Below are 19,102 nucleotides of genomic sequence, written 5' to 3'. Positions count from 1 at the left end.
CCGCTTTTGTGTCTTCCATTAAGAGGATAGGAACAATAAGTTATCAGATGAGCAAAAAGCGTCTTTTTCGCCATCAAATGTTGTATGCGCCTAGAACAGCGCATCCTGGGCGAATTCGCTTTTTGATTCGTCGGCGGCTTCGGCGTTGCTGGGTTTAAACACGCTTGCACCCTCATCGGCCAGCCGCGCCGAGGCTTCATGGGAAGCCACGCGAAGACTGCCATCAAGCCTCACAGCATCCGGCGAGACCAGGAACATGCGTTCGTTCACTCCGGTCAGATACAGCCCTCGCATCGATTCCACGCGGGAGAGCGCCACGTACCCCATGCCCGGCGCGAAGGTGCGGCGCAGGTCCATCACCGCGCGGTCGAGCGTCATGCCCTGCGACTTGTGAATCGTGATCGCCCACGCGCAGCGCAACGGCACCTGGTTCACGCTGGCGAGCACGGTGTCGCCGTCCATCATCTCCCAACAATCGGGTTTCATGGTGACGATATTGCCGTTTTCGAATTCGACGATCGGCCAACCGCCCTTCGATTCCGGCACGAACGCCCGAACCGTGCCGAGCGACCCGTTGACGAACTGATGGTTCTGATCGTTGCGCACGGCCATCACCGCCGCACCGGTTTTCAACTGCAGCCGTTCCGGCGCAAGCATGTTGCGTTTGAGCCGTTCCACCAGATTCGCCGGTCCTGCCGCGCGGGCGAGGTATTCGTGCGGCTCCTCGCGGATCTCGAACAGTCTCATATCGTTCAGGGTGTCCGCCTGCTTGTTCACGGGGAACAGATTCACCGCCTGCTGGCCTGGTTCGGGCAGCATGCCGAGACATGTCGCCAATGCAGCGCGGTCATCATCGTTGACGGTTCTCTGCCGAATGTCGGTAAGCACGCCCAACAGCCTGCCATCGTCCTGACGGTGTTGTTCGGTCAAGTAGCAGACGATGCAACCCAACTCGTCCCAGACCAATGATTCGGTGACGAATCCTTCCGGATTCTTGCCCTGTTGGGCGTACCGTTCGCGCGACGCTACGAATTCCGGCGTAGGCGCGATCACATCATGATTGCGGTTGGAGGTGCTGACCGGCGGCAGCTGGAAGAAATCACCGCAAACCACAACCTGCAGCCCACCGAACGGGCGCGGGTCGAGTCGGATCCTGCGGCACACCTGATCGACCATGTCGAACAGCCAGGCATGCATCATCGACACTTCGTCGATGACGAGGATGTCAGCCGCTTGCAGTTTGCGTTTGCGTCGCGTGCGAATCGTTGTGAGCAGACGCTCGCTCAACGAGGTGGCCAGGCCGATGCCGCTCCAAGAGTGGATGGTCTGACCGTTGATATGCGTGGCCGCGATGCCCGTGGATGCGGTGACAGCGACGTTCGCGCCCTCCTCACGAGCCGCACGCACGAACTCGTTGAGCACGTAGGTTTTGCCTGCACCGGGGGCACCCGTGAGGAACACGTTCGCCCCGGCGTTCAGAATGGCCAGCGCTTCCGACTGCTGCATATCTCTCCTCGCCTCGCGGGGTTCGCTTCGCCTTCGCTTACTTGTTCAGAATGCTCGTGGCCGCGATATCGTCGGCCATGGCCTTGGCGGCGACGTCATCGGGGCCGGGGGCTGGAGCCATGAAGGCCTTGCGGTAGTAGCGCAGTTCGTCGAGCGATTCGATGATATCCGCAAGCGCACGGTGGCCGCCGTTCTTCGGCGGGCGGTTCTGGTATACGGCGGGGTACCAGCGGCGTGCGAGCTCCTTGAGCGTGCTCACGTCGATGACGCGGTAGTGCAGGTGTTCCATGAGTTCCGGCATGTAATGGTCGAGGAACTTCTTGTCGGAGCCGATGGAGTTGCCGGCCAGCAGCGGCTTGACGCCGTCCGGAGTGAACCGCTTGACGTAGTCGACGACCTTGGCCTGTGCCTCCTCCAGCGACAGACCGTTCTCCCATTCGTTGATCAGGCCGGAACGGGTGTGCATGTTGCGCACAAAATCGTTCATATGGTCAACGGCCTTCTGGCTGGGCTTGATGACGTAATCGACGCCTTCGTCCAGTACGTTCAGATCGAAGTCGGTCGGCACCACGGAGACTTCGACCAGCTCGTCGCCGCCGAAGATATCCAAGCCGGTCATCTCGCAGTCGATCCAGATCAGGCGCGAACCCTCCGCGGTGTAAGTTTCGCCATCATGCGCATCTACCATCATTGCCTCGTTTCCTTGTTATGTCGTGGCGTTGCGGCCGTGAGGCCGAACATACGAAGATACCGCGAGGTAGGGAGATTAGCGGATTGCATAACCGGCCCACACGAAGATGCCGTTCAGGCGGAAGGCGGCAGTCAGTGAACCGCAACCCGTTCCGTGGTGCTGCGCAGCACCAGTGATGTCGGCATGGTGTGAACGGGCTCGTCCAGAGTCTGCCCGTTCATCAATGCAAGCGCCTTGTGTGCCGCCTCCCGACCGATCTGCACTGGGTTCTGGTGCACGGTGGTCAGGCCGGCAACGGCGGCGCTGATATCGTCGTCGAATCCGATAACCGACGCATCTCCTGTGGCACACGCCACCCCATACGGCGCATCTCCTTGATCAACGGCACTGCTGCCGCGTCGCAGGAGACGCATATGCCGGTCGGCTTTCTGACTACGCTCAACAGCTGCGCGACGATGCCCGAATACATATCCTGTTCCACCTGTTCACCCGCATTACACAGCGAGGGAATCACTATGACATCGCCATCCCCGTAACCGCATTCCTCGGCGGCGCGTACAAAGCCCTGCTCTCGCACGGACTCCGAGCAGATGAATGGCGAGGCATTCACCGGCTGGCTTACGTAGGCTAGCGTCGTATGCCCCTGGGAACGCAGGAACCGTACCACACCGCTCATCGCCGCAATCTCCGTGCTTGGCATCAAACGCGTGCGCTAAAATCCAAGTCCGCCCATATGAGTGAGGGGTTGGTCGGTACTGTTTCGTACCAATCAACCCCTCACTCGTCGTATCTCGATATCGCTAACCACATATTATTCGCATTAAGCTACAGATGATGTCTTGTTGCTCAGTCGTTGTTCCGTCATGCTTTTGCCGATCGTAATTGTTCGCGTATTATCCAGACCGTATACGAGATCAGCGGGCAGACAATGGCCGAGGTGAGCACATCCGTGGGAAAATGCAAACCGAGCAGCAAACGCGATATTCCAACTGCAACGACCAGAATCGTACCCGTTACCATTGCTCGCCTGGTATAAACGGCTTCAATGCTTCCAGCAGTGCCGCCATTTCTGCAGGCTTCCGGCACTACTCCCATATGCCGTCGTAGTTCTTCGATCCCCCGCATCCTGCAATGCGCAGCGTTACGCACTGTCAATAGGATCATCGTCGCCACAATAACCGCCCCAGCGGTGTGGCCGCTGGGAAAACTCGGATCGGTCGGCAACAGGTTGGAATGCAAGGCGGTAACCGGCCTTGGCCGTTCCACCAACCATTTGATGCCGGTCACATATACGATTGGCGATGCCGCAACAGCCACATCGCCTAGAACGGTTCTGATTGAATGCGCAAATCGAAAATCGATGCAGGCAATGATAGCCAGCAGCAGCACGCAGCCCCCTGTAGAGAACAGGAGTGCGAATATAGCGGAACAATCATAAAGCCATTGTGGACGGTTGGACAGTCTTACCAGCAAATGAGTCTCATACGATACGAACGTATGTGAATTGCAAAGCAGAAAACCTATCAGGGGAACAATACAGCAGACCAGAATCGTCACTGTAATAGCGGAACGTGCCCGCGTATCGTAATGTGCCTTCAAATGCATTCCGTCATTCTCTCACTTGATGTATGCACCGCGTACCCCCTGCGGCGATCCATGACAGAAACGGCACATGGACGACGCCCTGCGGCCTTCCCTGTTTCCCTGCCCGTCCGCCCCGCCGTCGGGCCCGCCCGCGCGTGCGTGGGAAAAACGAGGATCCCCCCGGGAGCCCGTGGGGGCTCGACCGGGGGGAACCGTATCGTGTGAAAGCGGCGGCGCGCTACTCTCCCACACCCTCTCGGGTGCAGTACCATCGCCGTGCAGGGCCTTAGCTTCCGGGTTCGGAATGGGACCGGGCGTCTCACCCTGGCCATGGCCGCCGCAAATCTTGTCGACCTTCCCCGGAAGGACCCCGGGGGGATCGGACCGTGACGGTCCGGGAACCGGACAATGGACGCGAAAAAAGTCTTGTGACGCATTCCGGACGCTCCCTGCCGTGGGGAATCATCCGAAGGACGCAATACGGGCCACCACCCGGGACCCGGATGATGGAGTATGATTGCCTTTCCCCCGTTAGTACCGGTCAGCTCCACCCCTTGCGGGGCTTCCACGTCCGGCCTATCGACCACGTGTTCTACATGGGGGGTCGCGCGGCCCGAGGCCGCGAGGAATCCTAATCTCGGAGCAGGCTTCCCGCTTAGATGCTTTCAGCGGTTATCCCTTCCGAACGTAGCCAACCGGCCGTGCCGCTGGCGCGACAACCGGCATACCAGAGGTTCGTCCACCCAGGTCCTCTCGTACTATGGGCAGGCCTCCTCAGGATTCCAACGAGCGCAGAGGATAGAGACCAAACTGTCTCACGACGTTCTGAACCCAGCTCGCGTGCCGCTTTAATCGGCGAACAGCCGAACCCTTGGGACCTGCTCCAGCCCCAGGATGCGACGAGCCGACATCGAGGTGCCAAACCATCCCGTCGATATGGACTCTTGGGAATGATCAGCCTGTTATCCCCGGGGTACCTTTTATCCGTTGAGCGATGCCGCGTCCGTACGCCGGCACCGGATCACTAGCTCCGACTTTCGTCCCTGCTCGACCCGTCAGTCTCGCAGTCAAGCTCCCTTGTGCGCTTACACTCGCCACCCGATTGCCAACCGGGCTGAGGGAACCTTTGAGCGCCTCCGTTACTCTTTGGGAGGCAACCGCCCCAGTTAAACTACCCGCCAGGCACTGTCCCTGAGCAGGATGACTGCTCGAGGTTAGACATCCAATGCGAACAGAGCGGTATTTCAACGACGGCTCCTCACGGGCTGGCGCCCATGACTCGTAGCCTCCCGCCTATGCTACACAATCCACACCGAATGCCAATACCAAGGTATAGTAAAGGTCCCGGGGTCTTTTCGTCCTTCTGCGCTTAACGAGCATCTTTACTCGTACTGCAATTTCGCCGAGCTCCTGGTCGAGACAGTGGGGAAGTCGTTACGCCATTCGTGCAGGTCGGAACTTACCCGACAAGGAATTTCGCTACCTTAGGATGGTTATAGTTACCACCGCCGTTTACCGGGGCTTGAATTCACCGCTTCGCCCGAGGGCTGACGGATCCTCTTAACCTTCCGGCACCGGGCAGGCGTCAGTGCATATACAGCGGCTTTCGCCTTCGCATGCACCTGTGTTTTTGGTAAACAGTCGCTACCCCCTGGCCTGTGCCACCCCCCGCCGCTCCCGGGGCAAGCCCGTTCACAGCAGGGGGTCTCCCTTAAACCGAAGGAACGGGAGCAATTTGCCGAGTTCCTTGACCAGGATTCGCTCGATCGCCTTGGTATTCTCTACCTGACCACCAGTGTCGGTTTGGGGTACGGGCGGCATTGGCCCTCGCGCCGAAGCTTTTCTCGACGGCAGGGATCACCGGATATCGGCCCATAAGGGCCCCATCATCGCACCTCGCCCACACGCCGCACGGATTTGCCTGTGCGACGGGCTGCGTGCTTGACCACGGAAAACCACCTCCGCGGCCGGCTACCCGTCCGTGTCACTCCTGCGCTGCCCTACTGCCGGGCGGTTCCCAACGCGCCGGACCCACACCCACCCGAAGGAGGGCACGGAACCGGAACGGAGGTTAGCAACCCGGTCTCGGACCGGTCGGTCCAAAGCCGGTACGGGAATATCGACCCGTTCGTCCATTCGACTACGCCTGTCGGCCTCGCCTTAGGACCCGACTAACCCGGGGACGATGAACGTGGCCCCGGAACCCTTGGTCATCCAGCGGCGGGGATCTTCACCCCGCTCTCGCTACTCATGTCTGCATTCTCACTCCCGTGCGGTCCACGACAGGCTCACGCCGCCGCTTCGCCCCGCACGGGACGCTCTCCTACCCAGTACAGAAGTACTGCCGCGTCTTCGGTGGTGTGCTTGAGCCCCGCTACATTGTCGGCGCGGAACCACTAGACCAGTGAGCTGTTACGCACTCTTTCAAGGATGGCTGCTTCTGAGCCAACCTCCTGGCTGTCTATGCGACTCCACATCCTTTCCCACTTAGCACACGCTTGGGGACCTTAGACGACGATCTGGGCTGTCTCCCTCTCCACGACGGAGCTTATCCCCCGCCGGGTCACTGCCGCGATACGCATCACGGGTATTCGGAGTTTGGTTGCTGTTGGTACCCGGTATGGGCCCGCAAGCATCCAGTAGCTCTACCCCCCGGATGTAATCACGCGACGCTGCACCTAAATGCATTTCGGAGAGAACCAGCTATCACGGAATTTGATTGGCCTTTCACCCCTAGCCCCAGGTCATCCCCTCAGTTTTCAACCTAAGTGGGTTCGGTCCTCCACGCGGTCTTACCCGCGCTTCAACCTGCCCAGGGCTAGATCATCCCGCTTCGGGTCCAGGGCACGCGACTCAAAACGCCTTTTGAGACTCGCCTTCGCTACGGCTCCCCCACCCGGGTTAGCCTCGCCACATGCCACTGACTCGCAGACTCATTTTTCGATAGGCACGCCGTCACCCCTCAGGGCTCCGACGGTTTGTAGGCGCACGGTTTCAGAGACTATTTCACTCCCCTCCCGGGGTACTTTTCACCTTTCCCTCACGGTACTCGTTCGCTATCGGTCAGACAGGAATATTTAGGCTTATGCAACGGTCTGCACGGATTCGCACGGGATTCCACGGGGCCCGTGCTACTTGGGAGAACCCATCGGAAGACCATGTCCCTACGGCTACGGGGCCATCACCCTCTGCGGCCCGGTATTCAACCCGGTTCGCCTAAGACATGGTTTTGTGACTCCCGCCCGGCGCGTCGGCACCGGGACAGGGCTTCCCACAACACCCAGGACGCAACCCCCGACGGGTATCGCGCGCCCCAGGTTTGGCCTGATCCGCTTTCGCTCGCCACTACTCACGGAATATCCTCTCCTGCAGGTACTGAGATGTTTCACTTCCCTGCGTACCCCCCGCCCGAAGGCGGTGCCGGCCCATGACGGCCGGCGGGTTTCCCCATTCGGAAATCCTCGGATCAAAGCCCGGTTGGCGGCTCCCCGAGGCTTATCGCAGCCTCCAACGTCCTTCATCGGTCCTGTCTGCCAAGGCATCCACCCCACGCCCTTGCAGGCAACCCATACACCCGTACGGGACCCGCAAGACGCCCTATCGGCAAATTCCCAGACGACAAATCATCACATCTGAAATGATCACAAAACGATCGACGAACAACAATAAACAAAACATTCAAATGAAGTTCGATCGAAAAACAATAGAAGCAAAACGAAGGCCGACGGCCTCCGCCTCGCTCGCGTCCACTATCCAGTTCTCAAACCACCACGCGCCACGCGCCCACGCACACCCCCAAGGGGACGCGCGCACCACGCATGGGCAACGAACCGCACCACGGGAAAAACCCGCGGGGTGGCGGTCCGGGAGCCCAAAAGCATGCCCATACCATGCAAGCCGCATGATCTCTTCCACACCAGCACCCGCGACACGGCACGACCATCGCGCCGGCGCGGCACACACTGTCCGAAAACACGGACTGCAATCTCCGTAGAAAGGAGGTGATCCAGCCGCACCTTCCGGTACGGCTACCTTGTTACGACTTAGTCCCAATCACGAGTCTCACCTTAGACGGCTCCCCCCAGCGAACTGGTTGGGCCACCGGCTTCGGGTGCTACCCACTTTCATGACTTGACGGGCGGTGTGTACAAGGCCCGGGAACGCATTCACCGCGACGTTGCTGATTCGCGATTACTAGCGACTCCGCCTTCATGGAGTCGGGTTGCAGACTCCAATCCGAACTGAGACCGGTTTTCAGGGATCCGCTCCATGTCGCCATGTCGCATCCCGTTGTACCGGCCATTGTAGCATGCGTGAAGCCCTGGACGTAAGGGGCATGATGATCTGACGTCATCCCCACCTTCCTCCGAGTTAACCCCGGCGGTCCCCCGTGAGTTCCCACCATCATGTGCTGGCAACACGGGGCGAGGGTTGCGCTCGTTGCGGGACTTAACCCAACATCTCACGACACGAGCTGACGACGACCATGCACCACCTGTGAACCCGCCCCGAAGGGAGGCCCCATCTCTGGGGCTGTCGGGAACATGTCAAGCCCAGGTAAGGTTCTTCGCGTTGCATCGAATTAATCCGCATGCTCCGCCGCTTGTGCGGGCCCCCGTCAATTTCTTTGAGTTTTAGCCTTGCGGCCGTACTCCCCAGGCGGGATGCTTAACGCGTTAGCTCCGACACGGAACCCGTGGAATGGGCCCCACATCCAGCATCCACCGTTTACGGCGTGGACTACCAGGGTATCTAATCCTGTTCGCTCCCCACGCTTTCGCTCCTCAGCGTCAGTAACGGCCCAGAGACCTGCCTTCGCCATTGGTGTTCTTCCCGATATCTACACATTCCACCGTTACACCGGGAATTCCAGTCTCCCCTACCGCACTCCAGCCCGCCCGTACCCGGCGCAGATCCACCGTTAAGCGATGGACTTTCACACCGGACGCGACGAACCGCCTACGAGCTCTTTACGCCCAATAATTCCGGATAACGCTTGCACCCTACGTATTACCGCGGCTGCTGGCACGTAGTTAGCCGGTGCTTATTCGAAGGGTACACTCACCCGAAGGCTTGCTCCCCAACAAAAGCGGTTTACAACCCGAAGGCCGTCATCCCGCACGCGGCGTCGCTGCATCAGGCTTGCGCCCATTGTGCAATATTCCCCACTGCTGCCTCCCGTAGGAGTCTGGGCCGTATCTCAGTCCCAATGTGGCCGGTCGCCCTCTCAGGCCGGCTACCCGTCGTAGGCTCGGTGGGCCGTTACCCCGCCGACTACCTGATAGGACGCGACCCCATCCCATACCGATAAAATCTTTCCCAGACCACCATGCGATGGACTGGAGCATCCGGCATTACCACCCGTTTCCAGGAGCTATTCCGGTGTACGGGGCAGGTCGGTCACGCATTACTCACCCGTTCGCCACTCTCACGGCCGGAGCAAGCTCCAGCCGATCCCGTTCGACTTGCATGTGTTAAGCACGCCGCCAGCGTTCATCCTGAGCCAGAATCGAACCCTCCACAAAAAACTTCGCGAAGGGAATCAACATGTGACTCCCAAAATAAAGAAAATCGACTTCGCCTTATAAGGAAAGGCGCTATCGCACGAAAACCCCGCCGACCTTCAAGGCCCCTCGGCCACTCCCCAACGGGAAGCGGACGGCGGACTGGCAATCATTGACTTGCATAAAGTAGTACAGACACGCTCTTGAGTTCTCAAACCACCACCGCACCGGACCGGAAGCACCAGCCCCAAGGGGAAGCACCCCGTGCCGAGCAGCAAGAGAAAAACTTACACCAACCCCGGCCCACACGCAACCCCGACCCACACGAACACCCCCAAAACCATTGGAAACACACGCAAACACCGGCGTGTCGAAAACACCCCGAAACCGGCCCGAACCACACCCACGACACCCACGGGAACACCGGAACCCCCCACCAAACACCACAGAACAACCAGACAACGGCGCGTCACACAAGCACACCCACCAAAACGACAGCCTAGGGATGGATATGCAACGAGGGCCGCTCCACAATGGAACGGCCCTCGCCTATGTACAACCTACGCCTTACGACGCGAACTGCGATCAGTTATGGAAACCGGTGTAGTTCGGAGCCTCGGCGGTCATCATGATGTCGTGCGGATGGGATTCGCGCAAGCCGGCATCGGTGATGCGGATGAACTTGCCGCGTTCCGGCATCTCGGCGATGTTGTGGGCACCGATGTAGAACATCGACTGATGCAGGCCGCCGATCATCTGATACAGCACGGCGTTGAGCGAGCCACGGTACGGCACCTCGCCCTCGACGCCTTCCGGAATGACCTTGTCGTTGGAGGTGACATCGGCCTGGAAGTAACGATCCTTGGAATAGGACTTCTTGCCGCGCGGAGCCATGGCGCCCAAAGAGCCCATGCCACGGTACAGCTTGTACTGCTTGCCATGCAGCAGAACCTTCTCACCCGGAGCTTCCTCACAGCCGGCAAGGGCGCCGCCCAGCATAACGGTGGAGGCGCCGGCGACCAGAGCCTTGGCGATATCGCCGGAGTAATGGATGCCACCATCGGCGATGCAGGGAACACCAGCGGCACGACAGGCCTGAGCGGCCTCGTACACGGCGGTGAGCTGCGGAACACCAACACCGGCGACAACGCGGGTGGTGCAGATGGAGCCAGGTCCGATACCGACCTTGACGGCATCGGCGCCGGCATCAATCATGGCCTGGGCACCGGAACGGGTGGCAACGTTACCGCCGATGATCTGCACGTTGTCGAACGCGGAATCATGCTTGAGGCGGGAGATCATGTCGAGCGCAAGACGGGCCTCGCCGTTGGCGGTGTCGACGACCAGCACATCGACACCGGCCTCCATCAGCGCGGAGGCACGATTGTACGCATCGCCCAGGAAGCCGACGCCGGCAGCGACGCGCAGACGCCCCTGCTCATCCTTGGTGGCGTCCGGGTACTGCTCGGTCTTGACGAAATCCTTAACGGTGATCAGGCCGGTCAGATGGCCTTCGGAATCGACCAGCGGCAGCTTCTCGACCTTATGCTTGGCCAGCAGACGATGCGCGTCATCCTTGGAGATGTTGGTCGGACCGGTGATGAGGTTCTCACGGGTCATCACATCCTTGACCTTGAGCGTGTCGTAATCCTCGGAAGGAATGAAACGCATATCACGGTTGGTGATGATGCCGACGAGCTTATTGTCCTTATCGACTACAGGAAGGCCGGAGATGCGGAACTTGCCGCACAGCTTGTCGAGATCGGCCAGAGTGACCTCGGGGCTCACGGTCAGCGGGTTGGTGATCATGCCGGATTCGGAACGCTTGACCACATCGACCTGGGCAGCCTGGTCATCAATGGAAAGATTACGGTGGAGCACGCCGATGCCGCCATTACGAGCCATGGCGATGGCCATTTCAGCCTCGGTTACGGTATCCATTGCAGCGGAAAGTACCGGAACCTTCATCGTGATCTTACGGGTCAGATGGGTGGTGGTATCTACTTCAGAGGGGATGACATCCGTCGCGTTAGGCAGCAGCAGCACATCGTCATAGGCGAGGCCAAGGCTAGCGAAGATGGTCGGAAGCGGTGCGTATGCAGATTGAGGCTCTGCAAAGATATCAGAATTTGTAGCCATGTACTCACTATATGAACGACACCTGACTTATTGGCATACGACATGACAGGATGCGGACACGACTACTGCCGATTGGCGTTGACCGAATCCTCCTCGCGCAGTTCGACAAGACGATGCTTCAAATACGGATACATGGTGACAACCGTAAGAATTGCGGCGGCGACGACCATGCCGACCAGCACCAACCATGCGGGAACGAACAGAATCATCAACGATCCGAAGGAAATCAGCGCAGCCCACGCCCAAAGAATCAGCACCGCACCCTGAACGGAATGACCGATGCGCAGCATGCGATGATGCAGATGCATACGGTCGGGGTGCATCGGAGACTGCCCCTTGCTCAAACGCCGAACAATGGCAAGACACATGTCGAGCACCGGCAGGAACAGCACCAGCACCGGCAGCAGAATCGGCATGAACACCGGCAGATAGACGCTGGTATGTACGGACGCCGGATCGATATGGCCGGTCATCACGATGGAGGCGCAGGTGATGAGATAGCCCAGCAGCATGGAACCGGAATCGCCCATGAACAATTTTGCCGGATGCCAGTTATGCATGATGAACCCCGTGCAGATGCCCACCATCGCAACATCGATCAGCGTGGCCATGGAAGCATATGAGGGAGAGGTACGCGCCAGCACGTACGAATAGATGGCAAACGCGATGCCGCCAATTGCGACGATACCCGAGGCAAGGCCATCAAGGCCATCCACGAAATTGACCGCATTGATCGAGGCGACAATCAGAAACGCCGTAATAGCCATGGACAGGCTGGGAGACGCAGTTACCAAAGACCCCAGCGGCAATGAGATGATCTGCAGACCACCCCACGCCACAAACACCGAAATAAGCAGCTGCCCCGCCATTTTCAGCATCCAATCGAGATCCCACAGATCGTCGGCCATACCCAGAAGACAGATCAGCACCGCGCCGATCATCACCACCCACGCCTGATGATTCTCGTGGAACAGGCCTTGAATGAAGGGGATCCTGCTTGCAAACAGCATGGCGATGACGAACCCCAGCATCATGGCCAAACCACCCATACGCGGCGTGGGAATGGTATGCACGTCGCGCGAGCGCACCTCGCCCACGGCGCCGATCCGGATGGCCAGATGGCGGATCAAAGGCGTCAGCAGATAGGTGGCGCCACCGGCGATCGCCGCAATGAACAGGTAGATCCTCATATGCCCAATCCCCCGCCGTTGATGTGCAATGCCTGATGAATGGCGTTCTGGCCGATGATGCCCTCGCGCAGAATGGCGATGCCGTCGCGCGAATGCGGATCGGCCTCGACCACGGTACTGGAGACATGGCCCGGGGTCGCACCACCGTCAAGATACAGATCGACGCTATCGCCCAGAGCCTGCACGGCCTCCTGCACGGTCTGCGCGCTTTCGCCACCGGAACGGTTCGCACTGGATGCGGCCAGCGGGCCTGTGGCGCGGAGGATACGCAGGCTGGCCGTTGAATTGGGGATACGCACCCCCTGGGTCATGGTTCCGGTCGGAGTCTTGCGCACCGTCGCCAACGTGCAATCCGGACGGGCGAGCGCAATCGGAGAGAACGCGCCCGGCATGAACGCGGCGGCCAAGCGATTGAGCGGTGCGGGAAGATCGAGACCAAGGGAATCGATATCGTCGATGGAGGCGAGCAGCACCTGCAACGCCTTGAACTGTGGACGGTGCTTGGCCTGGTATATCCGTTGGATGGCTTCGGCATTGCGCGGATCGCAGGCAATGCCGTACACCGTATCAGTCGGAATGACAATCACACCGCCGCCGCGAACGATCGCTGCGGCCTGGGCCAGGGACTCGTCGGTAATGGCGCGGACCTCGCTCATGACACCTCCCTTAATCATTGGTACAACCTTTCCATTGCACCACTAGGCAACGATAGATGCAAACCATGCCATAGGCGTGCGCAGCGAAAACCAGGTGCCAGCCCCATAACGCAACCCCGATCGACACCGTATGGGCAAAACGCTCCTTATACTGTGAACGCGATACTGTGAACGCAAACAGCCCTGCAGTGTGCTCTACGAACCACCGCAGGCCCCAATCCCGACGAAGGAGTCCACCATGACATCACTGCCACCGGTCGAACTACGCACACCACGCCGTAGCGAACACGACGAAATGCTGGACGGCAAACTCTACCGTTCCGGAGACCCGGAACTTAACGCGCTACTGGAGCATTCCGCCGACCTATGCACCCGATACAACACTCTGCCGCGTGGAGCCAGCGCCGAACGACAGGCGATCCTCGACGAGCTCATCCCCCATCACGGCGAGCATCTCGACATCATGGGACCGGTCTTCTTCGACTACGGCTGCCATACCACCATCGGCGATCGCGTATTCATGAACTTCAACTTCACCTGTCTGGACTGCGCGCCGGTGAGCATCGGCGATGACGTGCTGTTCGGGCCGAACGTTGCGCTCCTGCCGCCCATGCACCCGATCCGCTGGCAGGATCGCAACGTTCGGCAGGCGGAAGACGGCTCCTACTACGACTACGAATACGGCCGTCCAATCACCATCGGCTCGAACTGCTGGTTCGGCGGCAATGTGACCGTACTGGGCGGCGTGACCATCGGAGACGGTTGCGTGATCGGCGCCGGAGCCGTGGTGACCAAGGACATTCCGGCGAACTCCGTGGCGGTGGGCAATCCGGCGCACGTGATCCGCCAGATCACCGACGCCGACGCAGCGGCATTGCAGGACTACGCGCAATAGCGGAACGGCCCGCAGACATAACGCAACGCCTCCGACACGACCAGGCAGGTCGAATCGGAGGCGTTGCGACATATCGACAGGAAACGCTACGCGCCCAAGTACGCCTTGCGCACCTTCTCGTCGTGCAGCAGATCCTTGGCATCGCCCTCCATGGTGATGGAACCGGTCTCCAGCACATAGGCGCGATCGGCGATGGACAACGCCATCTTCGCGTTCTGCTCGACCAGCAGCACGGTGATGCCCTCGGCATGCAGCTTCCTGATGATGGCGAAGATCTCCTTCACCAGCTTCGGCGACAAGCCCATCGAAGGCTCATCCATCAGAATGGTGTTCGGATGGCTCATCAGAGCCCTGCCCATGGCGACCATCTGCTGTTCACCGCCGGACAGCGTGCCGGCAAGCTGGCGTCGACGCTCCTTCAGACGCGGAAACAGATCGAACACCATGTCAAGGTCGGCGGCCATCGTCGAATCGTTCTTGATGCTGAACGCGCCCATCTCCAGATTCTCCTGGACGCTCATGCGCGTGAACACATGACGACCTTCAGGAATATGCGCCATGCCGTACGTCACGATATTGTGGTTGCGCTCCTTGAGCAGATCATGGCCGTTGAACATCACCGAACCGGATTTCGCCGGCACCAGACCGGTGATGGTATGCAACGTAGTGGTTTTGCCGGCGCCGTTCGCACCGATCAGCGAAACGATCTCGCCGTCGTCCACATGCATGCTGATGTTCTTGACGGCATCGATCGCGCCATAGGACACACTGAGATTCTTGATGTCGAGCATCAGTTCCCCTCCTCGGATTCGGTATCGTCATCGGCGCCGAGGTATGCGGAAACCACCTGCGGATTGTTGGCGACCTCCTCCGGCAGACCCGAAGCGATGGTACGCCCGTAATCAAGCACCTGGATACGCTGGCAGACGTTCATGACCAGGCTCATATCATGCTCGATCAGCAGGATGGCGATGCCAAAGCGATCGCGGATCGTGTTGATGCAGTTGAGCAGATCCTCGGTCTCCGTAGGATTCATGCCTGCGGCAGGCTCGTCGAGCAGCAGCAGTTTCATACCGGTGGCCAAAGCGCGCGCGATCTCCAACTTGCGCTGGGCGCCATACGGCAGATTCGCGGCCTCGGTGTTGGCCAAGCCCTCAAGGTTGAAGATGCGCAGCAGATCGATGGCCTTGGCATGCATATCGTTCTCCTGCTTCCAGAAACGCGGGGTGCGGAAGATCGCACCGCCCATCTTGTAGGTGAACGACTCGTTGAATGCGACCAGCACGTTCTCTTCGACGGTCATCTGCTTGAACAGGCGGATGTTCTGGAAGGTTCGCGCGATACCGGCACGCACGACCTGATAGGTCTTCTTGCCGTTCATGCGCTTGCCGTCCAGGAAGAACTCGCCCTCGGTCGGCTGATAGACACCGGTGAGCAGATTGAACACCGTGGTCTTACCGGCACCGTTCGGCCCGATCAAACCTACCAGTTCGCCCTTATCGATGGTCATGTTGAAGTCGGAGACCGCTTTAAGACCTCCGAAGGTGATGCCGAGATGCTCCGCTCTCAGAATCGGTTCACTCATGCTTGGCCTCCTTGGAATCGGCTGTTTCGCCCTTGCCTGCCTGGCCAGTGCCGCTACTCTTCCCCTTCGGGTAGAAGATGCGGTTGATCGCCTTAGGCAGCGAGAACTCCCAGTTGCCGAAGATGCCCTGCGGGCGGAAGATCATGATGAGCACGAGCACCACCGAATACACCAGCATGCGATAGTCGGAGAATGCACGCAGCAGTTCCGGCAAAATGGTCAGGCCGATGGCGGAAACGATGGAACCGGTCAGCGATCCCATGCCGCCGAACACCACCATAATCACGTAGTTGATGGACTGCAGCCAGCCTGCCATGCTCGGGGTGAGCGCACCGATGTACTGGGCGAAAATACCGCCGGCGATACCGGCGAAGAACGCGGAGATCGCAAAGACCAGCACTTTCATATACGTGACGTTGATGCCGGATGCGCTGGCCGCGATCTCGTCGTCTCGTATGGCCTTGACGGCACGACCATACCGGGAGCGCGCGAACATGAACAGCAGCACCACGGTGACAACGGTGATCCAGAACACCACGTACAGGTTGGCCAGACGGTCGATGCCGATCAGCGCCTGACCCTGCTGACCCTTATCAAGGCCCTCGCCGCCGGCGACTTTGAGATTCTGGATAATGACGCGGATGATCTCACCAAAGCCAAGCGTGATGATGGCCAGATAGTCGCCGTGCAGACGCAATGCCGGAATGCCGATAAGCACGCCGAACACGCAGGCGACCAGGCCGCCGACAACGGTGACAAGCAGGAATCGCACGGTGTCGTTCATGACGACGCCGTTGGCGACGAGCAGCTTGCTGACCAGGGCGGCGGAATACGCACCGATGGCTTCGAAGCCGCAGCAGCCAAGCGTCAGCTGGCCAAGCACGCCGATGGTAAGGTTCAGCGAAGTGGTCATGATCACCGCGATGCAGCAGGTCATGATGACACCCTTGACATACAGCGATACCGCGCCGGTCTCGCACACGCCCATAAGGATGCCGAACAGCACGACGATGCCGACGGCGCAGACAAGATAGGACTGTTTGATGGAAAGCATCGACTTCTTCATAGGATCACACCTTCTCGCTTTCCGGTTCGCCCATCAGGCCGGACGGCTTGACCAGCAACACGATGATGAGAATGCCGAACACAATCGCATCCGCGAATGCGGAGGTGATAACGCCTCCGGTGATGGTGCCGATATAGGCCTTCGTCAGGCTTTCGACCACGCCGATCACCAAGCCGCCGACCATGGCACCGGGAATGGATCCGATGCCGCCGAGCACCGCGGCCACGAAAGCCTTCAGACCCAGCATGGCGCCCATCATCGGGGACACCTGCGGGTAGGAGATGCAGTACATCAGCGAAGCGACCGCGGCCAGGCCGGAACCGATGGCGAAGGTCAGGGTGATCGTGGAGTTCACGTTGATGCCCATGAGGATGGAGGCTTCCTTATCTTCGGAAACCGCACGCATGGCCTTGCCCTGCTTGGTGTGGGAGACGAACAGCTGCAACGCGATCATGATGATGACGCCGAGCAACACGGTCACGATCGTCGCACCGTCGATTTTCAGATCGCCGATGGTCAGCGACGGAATCTGGATAATCATCGGAATGGTCTGGTAGTCGGCGCCGAACACGGCTTGGGAGCCGTTTTCGAGCAGCAGGCTCATGGCGATTGCGGTGATCAGGGCGGTCATATTGTTGCCCTTTTCGCGCACGGGCTTGTAGGCCGCCTTCTCCACGAGCACGCCGACGGCGACGCACACGAGAATCGCCGGGACGACGGAAAGCCATGCGGGCAGGCCGCAGGCGATGATTGCCGGAATGGTAAGCATGAGTACGTACGCACCGACCATGATGAAGTCGCCGTGCGCGAAGTTGATCAGACGAATGATGCCGTACACCATGGTGTAGCCCAAAGCCACCAGGGAATACACGCTGCCGATTTTCAGACCGTTGAAGATCTGACTGATAAACATAATGATCTGATTGCCCATCACTCCCCCTTTCTTATAGAGGTTGATTTGCTTCTGATAATTGATTGGATGAATTGAATCGACGAATCCGCCGTTACTTGGCAGGCTCGATGGTACTGCGATAGGTAGGCTTGCCGTTCTTCATTTCGAGCACGATAACGGACTTCTTCGGAGAGCCCTGCGAGTCGAGTGTGAACTCGCCGGTAACGCCGGAGAAGCTCATGCCATAGATGGCCTTGCGGATATCCGCACGACTGGCGTTGGCGCCCGCCTTCTCGATGGCCTGCTTGAACATGTAGACGGAATCGTAGCCCAACGCGGTGAACGTGTTCGGCGTTGCGCCGTTGTTCGCCTTCTTGTACGAGGTGATGAACTTCTGCACCTTCTTGTTGGAAGTGTCGTCCGGGGAATAGTGCGTGGTGTACAGCACCTTGTTGTACCGCGCCTTGCTTCCGGTGATCTGCAATCCGTCATAGCCGTCCGGACCCATGATGTACCCGTTGTAGCCGATGGAACGAGCCTGCGGAATGATATACGGACCGGCCGCGGAATAGTAGTACGGCGCATACAGGAACTCGGCTCCGGCAGCCTGCACCTTCTGCAGCTGCGACGAGTATTCGGTGTCGTCGGCGCTGGAGGAGTTCTCTTCGGCGACCACTTCCAGACCGGCCTTCTTGGCCGCGTTCACGAACGCCTTGCCGACACCGGAGGAGTACGGGTCACCGGTGCCGTAGAGCACGGCCACCTTCTTGACCTTCAGATCCTCGGCTGCGAACTTGGCCGCGATCTCGCCCTGATAGGAATCCTTGAAGCACGTGCGGAACAGGTAGCCGCCGGTTTCAATGGAATCGGATGTCGCAGCCGGAGCGATCGACGGCAACTGATTCTGATCGGCCAACGGCGCCACTGCACCGGTGGTGGATGAGATGGTCGGACCGAGAATGCCGATGACATCCTTCTCTCCGGCAAGTCGGTTGAACGCATTGGATGCCTCGATCACATCGCCCTTGTCATCCATGGACTTGAGTTTGATCTGCTTGCCGAAGATTCCTCCGGCGGCGTTGATCTCGCTGACAGCTAGCTTGAAACCGCTGATCTCCGCCTCGCCATATGCCGCGGCGGCACCGGAATTGGTGGTGACGGACCCCAACGTGATGATGTCGTTGTCCGACAGCTTCATACTGTCTTCGCTCGTTGCGTACATGTTGCCACCAGAACATGCCGTTAGCGACAATGTCATGGCCGCCGCCACGCAGAGCGCAGCGACCCTTCCGGCAAATTTACGTCTCATTGCCGTCTTTTCCTCTCTAACTGGTCTTCTCGACCCTAATGCAGTCACTCATCATATGCAGATGCTCGGCAGGCTGCGACACATT

General features: G+C 59.3%; 14 protein-coding genes and 3 rRNA genes. 1 reads left to right on the top strand and 16 read right to left on the bottom strand.

All coding sequences use genetic code 11. The features are described 5' to 3' along the window. Positions 1-90: 90 nt before the first annotated feature. The 11 genes from BBAG_RS01900 to BBAG_RS01850 all read right to left on the bottom strand — a co-directional run bounded on the left by BBAG_RS01900 (position 91) and on the right by BBAG_RS01850 (position 13,270). Positions 91-1,506 (bottom strand): DEAD/DEAH box helicase, encoded by a 1,416-nt coding sequence (locus BBAG_RS01900; protein WP_003825571.1) that lies wholly within the window; start codon positions 1,504-1,506, stop codon positions 91-93. Positions 1,507-1,543: 37 nt separating this feature from the next. Beyond that, on the bottom strand, positions 1,544-2,194 hold the full coding sequence (gene orn / locus BBAG_RS01895; protein WP_033508605.1) for an oligoribonuclease: 651 nt from the start codon (positions 2,192-2,194) through the stop codon (positions 1,544-1,546). Positions 2,195-2,328: 134 nt separating this feature from the next. Beyond that, positions 2,329-2,475 (bottom strand): hypothetical protein, encoded by a 147-nt coding sequence (locus tag BBAG_RS08765; protein WP_269147683.1) that lies wholly within the window; start codon positions 2,473-2,475, stop codon positions 2,329-2,331. A 5-nt stretch (positions 2,476-2,480) separates the two neighbouring features. Next, positions 2,481-2,873: a substrate-binding domain-containing protein gene (locus tag BBAG_RS08265; RefSeq protein WP_269147682.1), complete on the bottom strand. Its 393-nt coding sequence runs from the start codon at positions 2,871-2,873 to the stop codon at positions 2,481-2,483. 185 nt (positions 2,874-3,058) lie between these two features. After that, positions 3,059-3,802 carry a phosphatase PAP2 family protein gene (locus BBAG_RS08200; RefSeq protein ID WP_047750045.1) on the bottom strand — a complete coding sequence of 248 codons (744 nt, stop codon included), beginning with the start codon at positions 3,800-3,802 and terminating at the stop codon, positions 3,059-3,061. A gap of 204 nt (positions 3,803-4,006) precedes the next feature. After that, a 5S ribosomal RNA gene (gene rrf, locus BBAG_RS01880) occupies positions 4,007-4,123 on the bottom strand. 169 nt (positions 4,124-4,292) lie between these two features. Continuing rightward, positions 4,293-7,350 (bottom strand): 23S ribosomal RNA (locus BBAG_RS01875). A gap of 425 nt (positions 7,351-7,775) precedes the next feature. After that, a 16S ribosomal RNA gene (locus BBAG_RS01865) occupies positions 7,776-9,306 on the bottom strand. The 16S, 23S and 5S rRNA genes sit together here, the layout of an rRNA operon. A 564-nt stretch (positions 9,307-9,870) precedes the next feature. Continuing rightward, entirely contained in the window at positions 9,871-11,424 is a 1,554-nt protein-coding gene (gene guaB / locus BBAG_RS01860) for an IMP dehydrogenase (protein ID WP_003827769.1), read from the bottom strand. Between the two features lie 62 nt (positions 11,425-11,486). After that, the gene (locus BBAG_RS01855) at positions 11,487-12,614 is read right to left on the bottom strand and encodes an MraY family glycosyltransferase (protein ID WP_003827767.1); all 1,128 of its coding nucleotides are present in this window, start codon (positions 12,612-12,614) and stop codon (positions 11,487-11,489) included. Continuing rightward, positions 12,611-13,270 carry an L-threonylcarbamoyladenylate synthase gene (locus BBAG_RS01850; RefSeq protein ID WP_033509204.1) on the bottom strand — a complete coding sequence of 220 codons (660 nt, stop codon included), beginning with the start codon at positions 13,268-13,270 and terminating at the stop codon, positions 12,611-12,613. Before BBAG_RS01850 ends, BBAG_RS01855 begins: the two co-directional genes overlap by 4 nt. Positions 13,271-13,508: 238 nt before the next feature. On the opposite strand from BBAG_RS01850, the gene BBAG_RS01845 reads away from it, so the two are divergent. Then, positions 13,509-14,165 (top strand): sugar O-acetyltransferase, encoded by a 657-nt coding sequence (locus tag BBAG_RS01845; RefSeq protein ID WP_033509206.1) that lies wholly within the window; start codon positions 13,509-13,511, stop codon positions 14,163-14,165. An 86-nt stretch (positions 14,166-14,251) separates the two neighbouring features. On the opposite strand, the gene BBAG_RS01840 is transcribed toward BBAG_RS01845, so the two are convergent. The 5 genes from BBAG_RS01840 to BBAG_RS01820 form a co-directional block, all read right to left on the bottom strand. After that, complete coding sequence (locus BBAG_RS01840) at positions 14,252-14,956, bottom strand: ABC transporter ATP-binding protein (RefSeq protein WP_003827763.1); 705 nt, start codon at positions 14,954-14,956, stop codon at positions 14,252-14,254. Beyond that, complete coding sequence (locus tag BBAG_RS01835; protein WP_003827762.1) at positions 14,956-15,750, bottom strand: ABC transporter ATP-binding protein; 795 nt, start codon at positions 15,748-15,750, stop codon at positions 14,956-14,958. Before BBAG_RS01835 ends, BBAG_RS01840 begins: the two co-directional genes overlap by 1 nt. Beyond that, on the bottom strand, positions 15,743-16,816 hold the full coding sequence (locus tag BBAG_RS01830; RefSeq protein WP_003827761.1) for a branched-chain amino acid ABC transporter permease: 1,074 nt from the start codon (positions 16,814-16,816) through the stop codon (positions 15,743-15,745). Before BBAG_RS01830 ends, BBAG_RS01835 begins: the two co-directional genes overlap by 8 nt. Before the next feature lie 4 nt (positions 16,817-16,820). Then, entirely contained in the window at positions 16,821-17,747 is a 927-nt protein-coding gene (locus tag BBAG_RS01825) for a branched-chain amino acid ABC transporter permease (RefSeq protein WP_003827760.1), read from the bottom strand. A gap of 73 nt (positions 17,748-17,820) precedes the next feature. After that, positions 17,821-19,017: an ABC transporter substrate-binding protein gene (locus BBAG_RS01820; RefSeq protein ID WP_003827758.1), complete on the bottom strand. Its 1,197-nt coding sequence runs from the start codon at positions 19,015-19,017 to the stop codon at positions 17,821-17,823. Positions 19,018-19,102: the final 85 nt, after the last annotated feature.

The sequence above is a fragment of the Bifidobacterium angulatum DSM 20098 = JCM 7096 genome, assembly GCF_001025155.1.
GTDB classification, from domain to species: domain Bacteria; phylum Actinomycetota; class Actinomycetes; order Actinomycetales; family Bifidobacteriaceae; genus Bifidobacterium; species Bifidobacterium angulatum.
This window is presented reverse-complemented; position numbering and strand designations above follow the sequence as displayed.